Raw genomic sequence first — 18,477 nt, forward strand, 5'->3', positions numbered from 1 at the left:
ATATGGAACAGGAAATACTTAAGTCTATTGCTTTAGGAGTTAGTTTCTTTGTAGTGGCCGTTCTATATTCTTCGGTCGGGCACGGCGGGGCATCCGGCTATCTCCTGATTCTCTCGTTCCTGAGTTTCTCGCCTTTGCAGATGTCGTCCACGGCCCTTATCCTGAACCTGCTGGTGGCCGGGACAAGTTCCTATGTCTTTTGGAAAAACGGTTACCTTTCTCTCAGGTTTACAGCGCCTTTTATTATTGCGTCCATACCGGCGGCCTTTCTGGGCGGAATGCTTAAGGTGCCTTCAGGGATTTATTCTCTAATGTTGGGAATAACCCTGTTGCTTGTTGCCTTGCGTCTGGTGTTTGAGATGCGCCTTCCCCAGGCAGTACACAGTGATAGGAATCCTAATCTCTTGATTATTGTGCCGGCTGGCATAATTATCGGCTTGTTTTCCGGCATCATTGGGATAGGAGGCGGAATTATCTTAAGTCCATTGATACTCCTGATGGGTTGGGCTGATATCAAGCAGACGTCCGCCACTGCGGCTCTGTTTATTTTCGTTAACTCGCTGGCCGGCCTAGGCGCCCGTTTTATCCAAGCCGATACCCTGTATATGTTGCCTCAGGAACTGCTGCCTTATATTGCAGTGGCTTTTGTCGGCGGGTTAATCGGTTCGCATATGGGAGCAAACGTGTTTTCCACGGCCCGGCTTAAGTGGATATTAGGCGCCGTATTGTTTGGCGCGTCAACAAAACTAATCGTAACCGCATTATAAAAAAAACATCCTATAAGGAGTCAAGACAAATCCCGCCATTCGGCGGGATAACTCGCTGTAACGACCAGAGGTCTAACAGCGAGTAAGGAGATGCAGTATGTTTGGACTTGGTATGCCGGAACTTATCGTAATCGCGATTATTCTGATTCTGCTTTTCGGGGCAAATAAAATACCGGCCATTGCCCGGGGACTTGGTTCATCGGTCAATGAATTCAAGAAAGGCCTGAAAGATTCGGGAGAGAATAATGACACAAAACGTTCTGATAGATAATTACGGGCGGCGGATTAATTATCTGAGAATATCTGTCACCGACCGGTGTAATTTCCGATGCCGGTATTGCCGGCCCGCGGAGCCACATCCCGCCTTGCGGGACGCTTATGGCGGGGCAGAAGATGTTTCTCTCCTGCGGCAGGATGAACTCCTGTCTTATGAGGAAATAATGCAGGTGGTCAGGGCCGCCATTAAGTTAGGCGTAACTAAATTCAGAATCACCGGCGGAGAACCTCTGACCAGGCCGGGAATTATCGGATTTTTGCAAACTATGGCCGGAACACCCGGCGTTGAATGGCTGTCATTGACCACCAATGGGTTCTTTGTAAAACAGTATGCTCATCAATTGGGAAAAATCGGTTTGAACGGTATCAACATCAGTGTTAATTCCTTAAAAGATGATACCTTCAGCCGGCTGACCGGTGTGGCTGGGTTAGGCCGGGTATGGGAGGGGATTGAGGCATTATTGCAATCAGGCCAGGAGAATATCAAGCTAAATACCGTGTTGATGCGCGGATTTAATGATGATGAAGCACTGGATTTTGCCTGCCTGACAATTAACCGGCCGATTGTCATCCGATTCATTGAATATATGCCCTGTGGTAATTGGCAGGGAAGTGGTTTTGACCAGACTATTCCGGCGGAGGACCTGATTGACCGTATCAGCGCTATTGGCAGGTTAATACCGGTTAACAAACAGATGGGCAATGGCCCGGCTCGGTATTATCAATTGCTCGGTGCCAGAGGGTTGATCGGTTTTATCACGCCGGTTAGCCAGCCGTTCTGTGAGCGGTGTAATCGGCTGCGGCTCACCGCAGACGGGCATCTTAAACCATGCTTGCTCTCGACGGAAAGTGTTGACCTTAAGCCGGTTCTTAGGCACGGTGAGGGAAATCTTAATGAGGCCTTTTCTGAAGCAACATCATTTAAGCCCCGGGTTCATCAGGAAGAACAATTAAACGTGATGTCAAGGATAGGAGGTTGATTGTGATAGTAATTATCAGAATTCAGGCCCAGGAAAAACCGGAATTGCTCTGGAATGATATTTTAGCCAATAAGGATAGATTGCAGAATGTTCTCAATGGCAAAGGAAGGATACTGTATCTTTCCAAACGCCGTAACTACCGCGAGGTTAGTTTATTTGTCCACGTGGCCGACACCAATATCCTGGGTGATTTTATTGCCGGGCATCTGGCTAAACTTGAGGGGGTGACAGGTATCTGGTTGATTAATATGCTCAAACCCGTATTTCACCCTCTGCCGAAAGGCGTTGAGCAGATGAAACGTTATACGGTAACGATAAAGGCGTTTTCGCCGAAGTTAAGTGAAATTTACGGCGTGCTGGTCAATCTGCCGCCTGCGGATAATGTCTCCCTCGGCTATTTGGCTTATACCTGCCACCTTTTTGGCGACTGCATCCAGATTTCTCTGCAGGCGCCTGATGACACCGGGATGCAGAAATATGTGGATGAGGTCGTCGGCAAGATACCCGGAGTTTTGCGCACCACGCTTTGCGAGATAGAAAGAACCCATCCGTTTGTTTCTTACGAGGAATGGCAGAAATATATTTCCAAAAATTCAGTGCTGGTAGACTGGGATGAGCAGCATATGGTCGCCCAGTTCCAGAATTAGGAGTCATTCGGATTAAATACTCCCTTTCTCATCGGGAAGGAGGTGATGAATCGGGTATAGGGGCTCGGCTTATACTCAGAGAAAGGGTAAGTATCCAGGGTATAACAGGACAAATCCCCCCTGTCACGAGGCGACAGGGATGACGTCGGTCTCTTAAGCATGAACCCGGCGGGTTTACTGAGACATAGTGATTGGCGGCATTAATCCTGATTAAAATTATTTGATTTAAGGAGATTTGTTTAATGAGAACATTGTTATGCGTGATTGCGGCGGTTGCCTTTTTAGGGCTGCCGGTATTAGCCGAAGATGTTAAGGTGGATTTTAAAGGCAGCCGTATGGCCGCCGGCTATATGGATACCGGAGCACAGGGTGATAAAACCCCGGGGACTTTCGTCGTTCCGGATGCCAAGGTCCGGCTTAATGGCACATTTGATGAAAACACTTCTGCCGTGCTGAGATTAAGTTTTAGCAATGCCGCAGCCGGTAACGCCGACTATGCCTACGTGAAACTGACCAATGTTATTAAGAGATTGGCCAATAGCGATACGGTTAACCCGGACATCTATGTCGGTCGGATAAAGATTAACTTCGGAGAAGAGACCTTCACCGACAACCCAGTGGAAGGCGTCTTGATCCAGAATTCACGGGGAGTCGTCAATGGTTATGACAGCGGCGTTGAATTCAGGCAGAAGGCACTCCCAATCGAACTGCCGGTAACCCTGGGTTATTCGCTTTCAATTCTGAACGGTGGCGACGTTGCGGCAACATCAGGCTTTACTGATGACAACAACTCCAAGGCATACGCCCTAAAGGTAATGGCGCAGATGAAGAGCATGCCAATGTATTTCTCGCTGTCCCAGTATGATTCGGGCACGCTCCCGAGCGGCAGCACCTCGGCGCTAATGGGCCGCACTGATGCGACCGGGCCGTGGTATCTCAAGGGCTACGAACTCAATGTCCGTTATGACATGCTGGAAGGCGACCAGAAGTTTGACCCGGCAAAGGCGCCGTTGTTCAGCGATGCTAAGGCTGTTTTCCGTCTGGCTTATGGTTCGGCTACTGACGGGGACACGACGGTTGCCGCCCGGACTACTATCGGCCATGTAATGCTGGATGGCATCTTCAATGCTGATAAGAAGTGGTATGTCGCGTTCCGTTATAGTTATGATGATGTGGCTACTGAAACATCAGCAGATGTAGACGCCGGCAAAACCACCCGGATGTCAATCGGCGGTGGCCATCGGCTTTCGGACAATGCGATTCTGAAGTTGGATTATACAACGAATACCGAAGCTGACAACGCAACCAATCCGAAGGTTGACAATGATTCAGTCAGCTTACTAATGACCGTAAAGTGGTAATTTGATTGTTATAAACGAGGAATTCTGTTGATACCGAGAGTTGAAGGCAGGATTTCTTTATTAAATGGTGGCGTCAAAGACGCCAAACGCCTCGGCCCCGCACCTATCACAATGATGGGTGCGGGGCTCTTTTATCCCTAAAATAGCAGACCGTCTATTACATAGGCAATTATCAGGCCGGCCCCGAAGGTAAGATGCACCATAATCGTCGAGGCATTGGCCGGGATGAGCTCGTATGCCTTATCCTTATGCGCCATGGTTATCCGGATAATCTTTACTGCCAGCGGAAATGTCAAAATGGTAATCAGTCCGAAGACCGGTAATAGCCCTAAAATCACCAGTATAACCGTATAAAGATAAGTGCTCAAAAGCAATCCGTAAAACAGGTAGGCGGCTCGCTCTTTACCCAAAATCACCGGAAGCGTTTTCTTGTTGACCGATTTGTCCGCCTCGTAGTCCGGGAACTCGTTGATATACAGCACCAGGGCAATCAGCAGCGCCACCGGCACTGATGCCAGAAACGGAATTGGCGTCAGATGCTGGGTCTGGACATAGTAACTGCCCACCACCATCAGCGGTCCGAAACCCAGGCCGGTAGCTAATTCACCCAGCCCCAGCCCTCTGTAACCAATCTGTATTGGTCGTCCTGTATAGAAGAATCCCAGGAATACGCCGGCAATCCCGATATACAGAATTACATTACCGGGCAGGATATAGTTGAGATATAAGCCAATTAGCGAGCCGAGCGCAAAACTGGTCAGCGCTGCCAGTAATATCTGATACGGTTTGACGGCTCTATCTTGAATCACCCGGCTGCCGCCGGAAAACGGCGTGGGGGTCTGGTTATTCCAGTCATTGCCTGAAAGGTGGTCGAAATAGTCATTGGCCAGGTTCACGCCGATATGGATAAAAATCCCGCCCACCAGGGTCAGCGCAAAATAGCCCCAGTAAAAGGTATTTATCTCGGTCCAGCCGATGACTGCGCCTAAGATAATCGGGATAATGGTGGCCGTCAGGAACGGTGCCCGGATGGCCTTGAGCCAGATTTTTGCCTTATTGTTCATAAACAACTCCTTTTCTGACTGGCTGTTAGACCTTTAGTCGTTACAGCCAGTTAGACCCCGCCGTATGGCGGGGCATTCATTATTATTTCTTACTTGGCGTTTCCTTAAATTCAAACGATATCGTTCTGATGGTTACTTTTTCCGTAGGTTTTGATGGTGGGTCTTTCGGCATGTTCGGATTAGCCACGGTTCGGACATTGCCGATTGATTCAAGCACGTCCAGGCCTGATACCAGTTCTCCGAAGGCGGTAAACTTATTGTCCAGGATTGTTTGCGGCCCCAGGCAGATGAAAAACTGGCTCCCGGCGCTGTCATTGGGGTCGCCGTGCGCCATGGATAACGTGCCTTTGAGGTGCTTGTTCTTGTTGAATTCCGCCTTTATGGAGTAGCCCGGCCAGCCCAGCCCGTCGCCTTTGGGGCATCCGCTCTGAACCATAAAGTCCTTGATAATCCGGTGGAAGATATTCTTGTTATAATAACCCTCTTTGGCCAGGCGGACGAAATTTATCGTTGTATTGGGTGCCTCGCTGAAGAAAAATCGGCACTTCATCGTGCCTCGTGAGGTGTCTATCTTGGCAATCAGTTCTCCGTCGGTTGGTTTTTCCGGCTTGTTTGATTTAGGCGGGATGACGTTAATCTTCAGCATGTCAGAAGAAATCTGGTTTTGGGCGCCCTTATAATATGCCTTGATTTCCCATGTGCCCATGACCACAGCCGGAATATTGAAAACTGTTTTGGACTCGGCGCCGGCGGCCAGTGAAATCCTAGCCATCTTGGCTTTGTTATGGTCATAAACCGAAGGCGTAATCACCGAATAAGTAAAATTCTTGTCCGACGGATAAATGGTCTTTATCCGGAACGAGACCGAATCAAAATCAAGCATGGGTTTGATAATATCCATATTGTCGTGAGTCATATTGGTCAGGGTGAGCGTAATCACAATCCAGTCCCCGATAGTTACCTCGGTCTGGGCCGGCGTGGCAATCATTTTTAACGACGGCGGCGCGGCCTGACTCTCGTTGCTGGTAAATACGCCTGTGATGATAATGGCCAGGCCGGTTACAATCGCGGCCGTAAAAAGCGGGGCCCGGACGGCTTTAAGCCGGATTTTTAACTTAGCGGGAATAGACGGTTTCATTTATTGCTCGGCATTTCTCGAAATTCCAGAGAAATTGATTTTATAAACACATTCTCCATCGGTTTGGACATCTCTTTTGGGTTGCCGGGATTGGGCCCGGTTTGGATGTTGGCTATGGTATCCAAAACATCCGTGCCCTCGACCAGTTCGCCAAAGGCGGTATATTGGTTGTCCAATTTCGGAGCCGCGTCGTGGCAGATAAAAAACTGGCATCCGGCGCTGTCGTTATCCAAAGGTATCGGCGGATTCTGCGAGCTCCGGGCCATAGACAGGGTGCCTCTAAGATGCCTGTGGGCGTTGAATTCTCCTTTGATGCAATAACCCGGGCCGCCGCTGCCGTTGCCGTTCGGGTCTCCGCCCTGGATCATAAAACCCTTCATAATCCGGTGGAAGGTCAGGTTGTCATAAAACCCTTTTTTGGACTGGCGGAGAAAACTCAGCACCGTATTAGGCGCATCGTTGAAAAAGAACCGGCACTTCATCGTGCCCTTTGAGGTTTCTATTTTGGCAATCAGTTCGCCGTCGGTTGGTTTTTCCGGTTTATCAGACTTGGGCGGAACGATAGTAATCTTAAGCGGTTCGGCGGAAAACAGTTTATTGGACCCCTGATAATAGGCCGTGATTTCCCACAGGCCCAGGGTTGCGGCCGGCAGCTTAAAGGCTTCCTGGACTTGAGCCCCGGCAGCTAGTGAAATCCTGTCCAGCTGGCCAGGATTATGTTCATAAGCCGAGGGTGTAATCGCCGAATGGACAAATTTCTTGATCCCGGCTGGTTTTATCAAAAACGAGACCGAATCAATATCCAGCATCGGCTTGATGATATCCATCTTGTCAGCGGTGGTATTGGTGAAGGTCAGGGTAATCACAATCCATTCTCCGATAGTTACCTCGTTTTGTTCTACTGTAGCGGCCAGTTTTAACGGCTGAGCCGGCGGAGCGACAGCGGAGTCCCGCTCCAAGCGGGGCGGCGCGGCCTGGTTCTCGCTGCCGGAGAATCCGGCTACGCTTAATAATGCGCAGACAATAATCGCGCCGATAAGAATAGAGTTATTAAATGCCATAGACAATCCTTTCTGTTAAGCGTTTTATTTATATCAAAAAGCCATGATGGGGTCAATGAATTAACGCCACCTGTCTTTTGGTAAAAACCATTGGTTGCCCCGGTTTATGCCTGAATCCATCTAATCCTAACGCCCTGATAATCTCTTTTCTTAATTGGTCTATGCCGGTTCGCTTCAGAGCTGAAATATTTACATTTGGGATTTTAGATGTTAGATTTTTGATTTTAGGGTGCAAATCGATTTTATTTATTGCCACTATAATTGGCGCTCGGATTGTGTTTGGTAATTTAAAGATATTAAGAAACCATGGTTTTTTCTTCTTGGTGTCTTGGTGTCTTGGTGGCGGAATAATCTCATCCTTTTCCACCACCAGCACAATCACATCTGCCTTGGGGATTTCTGCCCGGGCATAGGCTATACCGATTTTTTCTATAGCGTCTCTGGTGGACTTGCGCAGTCCGGCCGTATCCACCAGCACAAACGGGAATCCGTCGATGGCAAAGACATCCTCTATAGTGTCCCGGGTCGTGCCGGGCAGATGGTGCGTAATGGCCCGGTCCTGTCCGAGCAGGGCATTGAATAGGGTGGACTTACCGACATTAGGCCGGCCCAGGATGAGAATTCGCCTGGACTGGGTCAGGGCCAGTCCGAATCCGGCTGATTCCCGCAGTTCCTTATGATTCTTGGCTGATTTTATCGCCTTTGATAAAGCGCCGTTGTATTGGTCTAACAGCACGGCCGCGGCCAAGGGCGTTTGGGCCTGCAGCAGGTATTCCAGCGCCTCGGCCTGGATTTTATCCAGCCGGCCTTGTTTATGGGCCAGGTTTATTAACTTTGGCCGGGACAGTTCCTTGGCGCCGAATCGCTTGAGCAGATAGCCGATTAAGCGGCAGGGCATTATCCCGCCGTGCGCGTTGATTTCCACGGTGTCTAACTTGGTCAAGCTATTCTTGGCCGGCGTAAAATGGATGATGACCTCGTCTATTATTTCGCCTTTAACCCTCTCCCCTTGTGGGAGAGGGGAGGGTGAGGGGGTGGAATAAATGTTCCCCAGATAAATCCGGTTCGGTTTAATCCGTCCTTTATGTTTAGCCGGCCTGAATATCTTTCCGGTTATCTCCAACGCATCCCGGCCGAATAACTCGATTATCCCGATGCCGCCTGTGCCCTGGGGCGTGGTGATGGAGAAATAATTGATATTCATAAATAACGGCTTATCTGCCTTTTGTGGACAAATACGCATGAACCAATCCCCTCAGTGTCAGATATGGCACCAGATTGGTTTTAAATGGTATGGCTGATTTGACTATCTCGGCATCGCCGCCGGTCAGCACGATTTTCAGTCCGGAAGGTTTTACCTTAATGGTCTTGACCAGTTCTTGGACGATATTCTTTACCAGTCCCGCACCACCGTGATAGACACCTGAGATAATTGCATCCTGGGTATTCTTGCCCAGAGCCACGGGCCTTTTAGACGGTAACTTTACCCAGGGCAGTTGGGCGCAGTTCTGGTAGAGCGATTTTGCCATCATACTGATGCCCGGCGCAATCACCCCGCCTAAGAATTCACCACGGCTATTGACTATGTCAAAGGTGATGGCTGTGCCGCAACTGATGACCAGAATCGGATGCTTTCCTTTAACCAGTTGCCTTGCCGCTAATGCATTGAGCAGCCGGTCCTTGCCCACCTTGGTCGGGGCATCGGTCCGGTTGATTATCGGGATATCAAAGTCGCCGCTGGACCGGGCCGTGTCGATTATCCGTGACGGTTTCTGAGCGCCATAAGGGCGCCATGGCGCTTCGGCGCCACCCGCCTTTAACGGTTTAATTTTGAATATCTTTCCCGCCCACTCAATGATAATCGGCTCGACCTCGGGATTGGTCGAGGCCACCAGGATGGTCTTGACCTTTGAGATAATCTTATTGCCGCCGTTGATGTCCAGGACCTTGCTTAAGAATGACTTATTAAGCGAGGTGTTGGGAATGCTCTCGGATGCAATAATCTTATTGGGATTAGCGAAGAAACCCAAATGGGTGTTGGTATTGCCGATGTCAATGGCTAAAATCATGATGATATTATACTTGCATCAGGGATAAAAAGCAAGATAATTATAGACGGAACGGTTGGATAAAAAGTATAAAAGAAACCACAGATTCCACTGATTATATCTTATGAAATCTGTGTTTATCTGTGCAATCTGTGGTTACGACTCTTCGGTATTTATGAATTATTTTGTTCCTGTTTTCGCGTACCTTAGCCCGGTACTTTTGGGATTGATAGTCGCCTTTCTGGTCGCCACATCTGAGTTTACCCGCCAAGGTGTAAAAAGCATAGGCAAGATGCTGCTATATTATTTGACCATACCTGTGCTTGCCGTGATGATAGTTATCGGTCTTGTTCCCAGTCCGGCGTCGTTTAATATCAGTTTTATTAATCTCCTCTGCCTGGCCGTCTTCTTCTGGGGCTGGCTGATAATGGTCGCCGGGGTCAGTTACCTGTTTATTAGGGCAGGGCTGAATAAGAACATTGCCTATATCATCGTATCATTGCTAATACTTTTGACAAACGCCACGGTATTTTATATCAATCCGTTTATCAGCGCCTGGCAGGACAATCCCGGCCTGCGCCAGTGGATAATCGGGCTGGCTGTAAAGATTAATCCGATGCTGACCGTGGCCGGTAACTTCTTCGGCCACGACCTGCTGCGGGCCCGGGCCATGTATTCGCTCTGCGATATCGGGCCGTATTACTTTTATAGCTATGCCAATTGGTTCACGCTATGGATTATTTATGTGATAATAGGCGCAGTGATGATTGGGCTGGCCTTAATCAAAAAGAATATAAACACGAATAAGACGAATACGGCGAATAAAACGAATTAGAATTATTCGTGAGATTCGTTCCATTCGTGTTATTCGTGTTCCTCTGGTTTCTTCGTGTTTTCTTGAAAGGTATTGTAACTATGAAGATTATTTTCTACCTGATGATTCCGTTTATCCTGGTGGTCGGAGCGATTATATTCCTGCTGAATGTCAAGATAGATACCAAGGATACTTTGGGCATCGGAATCGGGTTTCTGGTGGTTCTCTGGATTGCCTACTTTGTGATGCAGCGTTTCTTTAATAAGGCCATGAACCGGATTAATACTACTTCCCGCGGCAGCGGATTCCGGGTCATGACCAAGGACCGGATAAAGGAAGAACAGCAGACCCAGACCGCCGGACGCAAGTTCTACTCCCAGGGCTTGTTCCAGATTATCCACAAGGGCCAGCGTTACCGCTCCCCGGATGAGGACGAGAAATTATTCAAGATGCCGGTCTATAAAAAGCATACTGATAGCAACAGGCCGATGTCTTCTGGGTCAAATAGGGCTCATTTCGGCACAGCCGGCATCCGGGGCATGACCAACTCCGAAATCACCCCGCTCCTGGTGCTGAAGATGTCTGAAATCTACGGCGCGTACCTGTCCGAAAAGCGGTCTATTGGCCAGACCAAAGTCGCCATCGGCTATGATTCCCGTTACGGTGTCGAGATGCTGGCCTTGAGCGCCATCAGCGGTCTGAATTCAGCCGGGGTCCAGACCGTCAATTGCGGATGCATCACCACCGGCGGCCTGGCATCTTATATCACCTGCAACAAACTGGACGGCGGGGTGCTGATTACCGGCTCGCACATGCCGCATGACATGGTCGGTTTTATCATCCTCACCTCGGACGGTTCTTACCTGGATATCGAGACCTCGCGCGAACTGGAGCGGCGCTTTGATAATTACGGGCAGGCGCGCCAAGCCGTCAAGCCCGAGGGCATCGGGATTAACACCCCGGCAGTCAATCCGTCTGAGTGTTATAGGAAGTTCCTGCTCGGCAGCGTGGATGTCAATCTGATAAAGTCCAGGCATTACCGGGTGCTGTTAGACCCGGTCAACGGCCCGGCTACCCTGGTATTCCCGGATATCCTAAAGGAACTGGGCTGTGAGGTATTCCTGATAAATGATAAATTGTCACCAGTGCCCAATCGTCCGTCCGAGCCGCGCGCCAAGAACCTGACAGAGACCGCGGCCAAGGTCAAAGAGTATAAATGCGATCTGGGCATTGCCACGGATATTGATGCCGACCGGGTCCTGTTCATAGATGCGGAGGGTAAGGTATTGTCCGAGGATTTGGTGGGCGGTATATTCGCCCGCGAGGTGGTCTCGTCAGATAAGGTCTGCGTGGTGCCGGTTAATTCATCCGGGCTGATAGAAGAGGTTATCTCCAAATGCTCTGGAAAACTGGAATACTGCCGCATCGGCCAGCCCGAGACCATCAAGGCCATCAAGCAGTCCAATGCCTGTTTCTCGTATGAGGAATCAGGCAAGTATTATTTCTCCAATCAGGCATTGTGGCCTGATGCGCTCCTGTCCTCTCTCAAGTTATTGGAGATAATGGCCCGGCTCAACAAGCCGCTGGCTGAGCTGGCATCTGAATTCAGCCGGTTCTATCAGGTCAAGCATACCATACATTATGATGAATTAGCAAAGGGTAAAACCGACCACAATAAGCTATTCCAGAAGATTCAGGAACTCTGGGCCAGCGAACTCAAGGACAAGTCAGTCCGTGATGTGGTGATTGACGGCCTGAAGCGAATCTATGACGATAAATCCTGGCTGTTAATCCGCAAATCAGGCACCGAGCCGCTTATCAGGGTCTATGCCGATGCCCCGACCCAGGAGCGGGCCGAGCAACTGGTTCAACAGGGCGAGGAACTGGTGAAAAAGGCGGTTGGCCAGTTGTAAGGTGTGTGTCATCAGACCCACCAGACCAAAGAGCAGGGGATGAAATAGCTTATGAAAAAGATTGTTATGGCATTTTGTATTACAGTAATATGCATAATTATGGTGCACTACTTATTAAATTATAGAAAACAAATACCAGTAGAAAGTGTACCAATACCTCCGTCTTTTGAATTTGTCGATAACACGGTTGCATGGTGGGGCATATCCCAATCGTTTTTAGTGACTTGCTGGGATGATGGAGAAATGCGTACATGGAATCTTGATAATGGCAAGTTAATTAAGGAAAGCAAGATTAATGACTTTGACCGCAATAGGCTTTTTCTATCTCCCGTAGACAATTTTATTGCCCTAATTATTCCTCCTGATCTATCGACGATTAGGTTTATTTCTATAATAGACTCCTCGTGTAAAGAAATGGTATTAAATAAAAAACTTATGCTAATAAGGGGATTAGGTTTCTCATCTGATGGCAAGAGGTTTTTCTGCATTAACTCTTTTAAGTCATCTGTTTTAGTAATAGACGTTGATACATGTAGTATAAATTATGAGATTCCCTTTAGTCTTTTTAGCAGAACCCAAATTACTTCTGACGGTAACTTCCTAATAGAATGGCAAGAAACTAAAAAGAAGATAGAAACCTGGAAAATTAATAACAAGGGGAATAAGGCGTTACTCTCAGAAATTCCAGTTAATTATTATTTCCAGGAGATATTTGTTTCGAATGATAATAAATGCTTATACACATATCTTTCGGCAGATGGGATGTTACGGAAATATAGTATTCTTGATGGTAAAATATTGTGGGAGAAATCTGTTGGTATATTGTGCGATTCATCATGGGATGGAACGTGTTTAACCTCCTATAATGGTAAGGAAATTATAACGCTATCCTCTGATACATGTGAAGAAGTAGGAAAAGCAAAATACGACTATTCACAGACGCCAAAGATTATTTTTCGTCCATATTCTTCTTGTTATATTTATACTGCTCCCTTAGAGGTTGTGAAGACACTTAAAGAAAAAGATGGTAGCGGTGGACTAAGAGAAAGAATATATTATGCTCGTAAGGATAATATATTTAGGGTTATTGATGCGATAAGTGGAAAAGTTATGCGAACTATAGAAGTAAAAAAGTGATTCTCATGGCTTGGTGACAATTGGATGACTTATTAACGAAAGGAATATTATCTATGAAATACTCAGCAATGATACTGTCCGGTCTGATAATCGTTGGTGGGCTAGTTGTTGGTTGCGCGGCCTCGTCCGAGGCGCGGATTAAGGCCATTGGTGAAATCTCCGGCCAGGGCAAGCTGGATGAGGCCAAGGCCGAGTTCATTAAACTGCTCAAGACCGACCCGAAATGCGTCAAGGCGCATTATGAACTGGGCGGCATCTACCGGGCTCTCAATGATAATGCCAATGCCAATACGGAATTCAATACCGCGTTGAACATAGACCCGACATTTTATGACGCCTATTACGAACTCTGGGATATGGAACTGGAAAACGCCAAGGCCGAACCGGTCAAGACAGAGGCCAAGACGAGCATAAAGGCCCGGCTGGATAAACTCCTCGGCTCGGCCAAACCAACTGACAAACTCTATGCACTGGCATTTGAGATTTACGACAAGATAGACGAGAAAGCCAAGAGCGAGGAAGTCAAGCAGCTTTTCTTAAGCAAATTCCCGGACAGCGACAAGATGGACGATGTGGGCCAGACGGCATTTGAGCAGATGCTGGCCGCCACCCAGGGCGAGAACCGGCCCAAGCGCGCGCCGTTAGGCGAGGCATTTGTCCGCGATTTCCCCAGGCACAAGATGACCGATATCGTTTACCGGTTCCTGCTGGGCTATTACTGGAAGGAAGCCAAACCGCCTGACCCGGAAACCGTGTCCAGCCCCCACTGGGGGCTGAACCAGCCCATCGCAGATGGGCTGGGTGCGAAGGTCAGGCAATATGCCGGCGCCTGGACCGCGTCCAAACCCGAATCGCCCCTGGCATTGGGCACCTCAGCGTTGGTCTATGCCGAACTGAATATCGACATTGACCAGGCCGTCAAGTGGGCCAACGACGCCGTGAAATATATAATGAAGGACGCGCCGACCCTGGCCGAATGGGGCCAGAGCGATAAGAAACCGGTCTGGTATTATGAATGGCAGTTCACGGACGAAATCAGGCCGTTTCAGACCCTGGACACGCTGGGCTGGGTCTATTTCAAGAAAGGCGACTTGAGCCAGGCCGAGAAATATATCAATCAGGCCATGCAATACGAGGACTTCCACAGCCGCATCTGGTATCACCTGGGCAAGGTCTACGAAGCCCAGGGCAAATTGGACGAAGCATTGGACGCCTTGTGCCATTCGCTCATCTCGCGCAATGACGTGCCGGACGCGCCCACGGCCATTAACGAACTGCTCAAGAAGAAGTTCCCGGATATTCGCACCCAGCCCCTGCGAGCAGGGGCTGTGCAGCCCCCAGTGGGGGCTGGACACGGTACTCCCGATGCGCTGGCCGATAAGTTCCAGCAACTCCCGCGTGACCTGGCAACCAAGGCCGGCATCCCGTTCTTCACCGAGGTCACCACCGAGACCGGGCTGGCCAAGGTCAGCGGCCGCGGTGTGGCCTGGGGCGATTATGACAACGACGGCAGGCAGGACATACTATTTAACGGCAGTTATCTCTGGCGCAACAAGGGCGACGGCACATTTGAGGACGTCACGGCCCAGGCCAAGCTGACCGGCGGATACGGGTCCGGCGTCTGGGCTGATTACAATAACGACGGGTTCCTGGATTTCTTTGCCTTTGGCGATGCTGATGCGCTCTGGAAAAATAACGGGGACGGCACGTTCACCAATGTCACGGCTGAGGTCAATCCCAAGATGAGCGATGGTTATCCGACATTAGCCGTTGGCTGGGGCGATTATGACCGGGACGGATTCGTGGATTTGTATGTGGCCAACTACGAACGTCCCTTTGGGGTGGGCAATCCGGACTTCCTCTGGAAGAATATCAAGGGCGAGAGATTCGAGGACGTCACCGCTTCAGCCGGTGTGGTGCCGACCAAGAACATGTGCGGCCGGGGCGTGAACTGGGGCGATTACAACAACGACGGCTGGCTGGATATCTTCGTCTCCAATTACCGGCTCAACCCGGACTTCCTCTGGAAGAACAACGGGAACGGCACGTTCACCAACGTGGCCCGCGAGGTCGGTGTGGAAGGCAAGCCGGTCAACAACGCCTACGGACATACTATCGGCTCAGAGTGGGCTGATTACGACAACGACGGCAACCTGGACCTGTTCCAGGCCAACCTGGCCCATCCCCGTTACATCACATTTTCCAATATGAGTTACCTGCTCCACAATAACGGAGCGTCCCGATGCCCCGAAGGGATACGGGGCGCTCCGCTCGTGAGCATCGGAGCGCCGGAGTATCATTTTACCGAATGCCGCCGTGAATCGGGTATCAGGTATGAAGAGACCCACTCCGATGCGGCCTGGGGTGATTTTGACAACGACGGACTGCTGGACCTGTATATCGCGTCCTGCTATCCCAATGTCCCGTCATTCCTTTATCGCCAATCGCCCAAGGGTAAATTCACCGATGTTACCTGGCTGACCGGCACCCGGGCCACCGACACCTGGGGCTGCACCTGGGCTGACTATGACAACGACGGCGACCTGGACCTGATGGTCTGCGAGCAGGGCAAGGTGCATCTGTTTAGAAATGAAATGATTTCTAATACTGTCATTGCGAGCGAACCCAAAGGGGGAGCGCGGCAATCTCACAATTGGCTTGAGGTTAAACTGGTGGGCAAGGATTGCAACAAGTCAGCCATCGGCGCCCGGCTAATATTGAAAACTAAACCACAAGGAGAAATACCGATAATTTCCCTATCCGTATTAAACAAACCCGGGAGGTCTAGTCAGCAGTACATGCGTGAAGTTGAGGGTGGCAAGGGTGCGGGCAATCAAAACTCGTTGGTCCAGCATTTCGGGTTAGGGGACTATAACGGGAAGCTGGATTTGTCCGTGCGCTGGCCCTGCGGCAAGACCACCACGCATCAGGTGGAACCCAATAAGATTGTGACTATCCAGGAGCCGTAGTGAGGGTAGGGTAGAGGTGTTGCCGGGATCAGAACGTTTGTACCAGATTTGGGGCTATTTTTCTTATTACCCCTTGATTTACCTTGAGTTATATCGTTTTTTACATAAATCAGACTACAGGGGGGGGTACCCCGGGTATACCCACCCCCTCCCCCCGGTATACCCGGCCTGGCTTTTGGGATAATATTATGTTAGTTTTGAGCTAACATAACATTAGCTTTGAACTAACATAATATTAGTTTTGAGCTAATATAACCTTAGCTTTGAGCTAATATAATATCAGCTTTGAACTAACATAACCTTAGTTTTGAGCTAACATAACATTAGCTTTGAACTAACATAACGTTAGTTTTAAGCTAACATAATATTAGTCCATTCAGGCCGGGGTTTTTAAACAAAATCAGATTTTTCAGGTCCGCTTTTGATTCTTGGTTAGAGGGACTTTATTGTTTTAGTCGGGGATAATGCGATTGTGCCGGTTGTATCCGGCTCATTCCAATACGCCTTTATGGACGGGTCAGGAGATGTTAGTGTCACGTTCAACCCGTATGTAATCGGCTACGTGGTGTAAACCACGGGAGGCACTGAGGCACGGAGAGGAATCTGGGACGCAGACTCCACGAACCCTGACGCCCGTACGGGCGGAACAGGTAAACGCAGATAAGACGGATTTTATAATGAGGCCAGGAGATCGGGATGGATTCAAACTTTATCGCCAGTATCGGACTAAGGCAAAACCTCCTCCCACTTGGGCTTCTCCGGTAACTAGAATCTTATTGTCCGGCTGTAGGGTCATGGCTTTGGCATAATCATCACCGCTTCCGATATCCGTGGTGACTATGCCGTCCGCGCCGAAGCTGGCATCTAATTCTCCGGCGGCGGTATACCGCACTACGATAAAATCATCGTTAACGCCAGTCCAGGCACGTCCGGCGACCAGAATCCTGCCGTCCGCCTGCAGGGATAGGGCTTGGGCATTTTCATAACCGCCTCCGATAATGGTGATGACCACGCCATTTGCACCAAAGGTCGTATCTAATGCGCCGGCGGCGGTATATCGCACTAAGACGATATCATCATTAGTTCCATTCCATATACTTCCGGTGACCAGAATCCTGCCGTCCGTCTGCAGGGCTAGGGCAAAGATATCTTCATGACTGCTTCCGATAGTTGTGGTGACAATGCCGTCCGTATCAAAGGTGGTGTCGAGCGTGCCGTTAGTGTTGTAACGCGCTAAGGCAAAATCATCATCACCGCCATTATTAGCGTCTCCGGCGGCGATAATCTTTCCGTCCGGCTGCAGGACCAAGGCAAAGATATTTTCATAATTGCTCCCGATAGTCGTGGTGACAATGCCGTCCGTATCAAAGGTGGTGTCGAGCGTGCCGTTGGTGTTATAGCGCACCATGGCAAAATCACTATCAGCGACATTATTAGTAGCTCCGGCGGCGATAATCTTTTCGTCCGCCTGCAAGACCAGGGCATAGGCAACATCGTCACTGCTTCCGATAGTGGTGGTGACTACGCCACCTGTGCCGAAGGTGGTATCTAATGTGCCGGTGATGGTATATCGGGCTAAGGCAAAATTATAATGAACGCCATTATTGACTCGTCCGGCTAAGATACTCTTTCCGTCCGCCTGCAGAGCCATGGCATTTACCTCACTACTGCTTCCGATAGTGGTAGTGACCGCGCCATTTGTGCCAAAGGCGGTATCTAATGTGCCGGTGATGGTATATCGCACTACGGCAAAATCAAAACTAGCGCCATTCCAGGCATTTCCTGCGACCAGAATCTGACCGTCCGCCTGCAGGGATATGGCATAGGGAGAAACGCCGCTTCCGACAGTGGTGGTGACTATGCCGCCGGTGCCGAAGGTGGTGTCCAGGATTCCGGTGGAGAAGAGCGGGCCGCTGGAGCCGGAGGGTGGGTCTTTGTAGCACATACCGCCGTATCCGGCCATAATGGCAACAGATAAGATTATTCCCAGTCCTAGTTTAATTGTGGTTTGATGTGTCACGATTAGCTCCTTTGGTTAAACTGTTATAAATAATATAACCGGCCTGGATGGTTTGTCAAGGAGAATCAGATATTTTAGGCAGATTGCTAACGCAGGACATGTCGTTTAAACAACCAATAAATAATAACCAATGAAGAAAGTGGAATGGGACGCGGATTATCAGGATTATCCGTGTTAATCTGTGTGTATCTGTGGTCGCAGTCCTTCTTAAAATATTTTGCATAAATATTTATAAAATACTTGACATTTCCACAAATATCTGTATAAGTATGCAGTATTACT

At 49.3% G+C, this 18,477-nt stretch carries 15 protein-coding genes; 9 read left to right on the plus strand and 6 right to left on the minus strand.

Annotated elements, in window-relative coordinates; translation table 11 throughout:
* Positions 1–2 precede the first annotated feature (2 nt).
* The 5 genes from HZA49_06195 to HZA49_06215 all read left to right on the plus strand — a co-directional run bounded on the left by HZA49_06195 (position 3) and on the right by HZA49_06215 (position 4,031).
* Entirely contained in the window at positions 3–767 is a 765-nt protein-coding gene (locus tag HZA49_06195) for a sulfite exporter TauE/SafE family protein (protein MBI5779029.1), read from the plus strand.
* Between the two features lie 97 nt (positions 768–864).
* Positions 865–1,038 carry a twin-arginine translocase TatA/TatE family subunit gene (gene tatA, locus HZA49_06200; GenBank protein ID MBI5779030.1) on the plus strand — a complete coding sequence of 58 codons (174 nt, stop codon included), beginning with the start codon at positions 865–867 and terminating at the stop codon, positions 1,036–1,038.
* Complete coding sequence (gene moaA / locus HZA49_06205; protein ID MBI5779031.1) at positions 1,013–2,023, plus strand: GTP 3',8-cyclase MoaA; 1,011 nt, start codon at positions 1,013–1,015, stop codon at positions 2,021–2,023. The genes tatA and moaA overlap by 26 nt, the downstream gene beginning before the upstream one ends.
* A gap of 2 nt (positions 2,024–2,025) precedes the next feature.
* Complete coding sequence (locus HZA49_06210; GenBank protein ID MBI5779032.1) at positions 2,026–2,670, plus strand: hypothetical protein; 645 nt, start codon at positions 2,026–2,028, stop codon at positions 2,668–2,670.
* A 242-nt stretch (positions 2,671–2,912) separates the two neighbouring features.
* A complete protein-coding gene (locus HZA49_06215) occupies positions 2,913–4,031 on the plus strand; it encodes a hypothetical protein (GenBank protein MBI5779033.1) in 1,119 nt (372 codons plus the stop codon).
* A 137-nt stretch (positions 4,032–4,168) separates the two neighbouring features.
* Here the strand turns inward: HZA49_06215 and menA are convergent, their stop codons facing one another.
* The 5 genes from menA to HZA49_06240 form a co-directional block, all read right to left on the minus strand.
* On the minus strand, positions 4,169–5,095 hold the full coding sequence (gene menA, locus HZA49_06220) for a 1,4-dihydroxy-2-naphthoate octaprenyltransferase (GenBank protein MBI5779034.1): 927 nt from the start codon (positions 5,093–5,095) through the stop codon (positions 4,169–4,171).
* 82 nt (positions 5,096–5,177) lie between these two features.
* Positions 5,178–5,741 (minus strand): peptidylprolyl isomerase, encoded by a 564-nt coding sequence (locus HZA49_06225; GenBank protein MBI5779035.1) that lies wholly within the window; start codon positions 5,739–5,741, stop codon positions 5,178–5,180.
* 488 nt (positions 5,742–6,229) lie between these two features.
* Positions 6,230–7,042: a peptidylprolyl isomerase gene (locus HZA49_06230; protein ID MBI5779036.1), complete on the minus strand. Its 813-nt coding sequence runs from the start codon at positions 7,040–7,042 to the stop codon at positions 6,230–6,232.
* Between the two features lie 304 nt (positions 7,043–7,346).
* A complete protein-coding gene (locus HZA49_06235) occupies positions 7,347–8,498 on the minus strand; it encodes a GTP-binding protein (GenBank protein ID MBI5779037.1) in 1,152 nt (383 codons plus the stop codon).
* A 10-nt stretch (positions 8,499–8,508) separates the two neighbouring features.
* Positions 8,509–9,363, minus strand: coding sequence for a type III pantothenate kinase (locus HZA49_06240; protein ID MBI5779038.1), 855 nt, complete (start codon positions 9,361–9,363; stop codon positions 8,509–8,511).
* Between the two features lie 154 nt (positions 9,364–9,517).
* Between HZA49_06240 and HZA49_06245 the strand changes: the two genes are divergently transcribed.
* From HZA49_06245 to HZA49_06260, 4 genes are all read left to right on the plus strand, one after another.
* Entirely contained in the window at positions 9,518–10,177 is a 660-nt protein-coding gene (locus tag HZA49_06245; GenBank protein ID MBI5779039.1) for a hypothetical protein, read from the plus strand.
* A gap of 80 nt (positions 10,178–10,257) precedes the next feature.
* Positions 10,258–12,069, plus strand: coding sequence for a hypothetical protein (locus HZA49_06250; GenBank protein MBI5779040.1), 1,812 nt, complete (start codon positions 10,258–10,260; stop codon positions 12,067–12,069).
* 51 nt (positions 12,070–12,120) lie between these two features.
* A complete protein-coding gene (locus HZA49_06255) occupies positions 12,121–13,206 on the plus strand; it encodes a WD40 repeat domain-containing protein (protein MBI5779041.1) in 1,086 nt (361 codons plus the stop codon).
* 53 nt (positions 13,207–13,259) lie between these two features.
* Positions 13,260–16,175, plus strand: coding sequence for a VCBS repeat-containing protein (locus HZA49_06260; protein MBI5779042.1), 2,916 nt, complete (start codon positions 13,260–13,262; stop codon positions 16,173–16,175).
* Between the two features lie 709 nt (positions 16,176–16,884).
* Here HZA49_06260 and HZA49_06265 read toward each other — a convergent pair.
* Positions 16,885–18,195 carry a hypothetical protein gene (locus HZA49_06265; GenBank protein ID MBI5779043.1) on the minus strand — a complete coding sequence of 437 codons (1,311 nt, stop codon included), beginning with the start codon at positions 18,193–18,195 and terminating at the stop codon, positions 16,885–16,887.
* Between the last annotated feature and the right edge of the window lie 282 nt (positions 18,196–18,477).

Source organism: Planctomycetota bacterium (genome assembly GCA_016235865.1).
Classification (GTDB): domain Bacteria; phylum Planctomycetota; class MHYJ01; order JACQXL01; family JACQXL01; genus JACRIK01.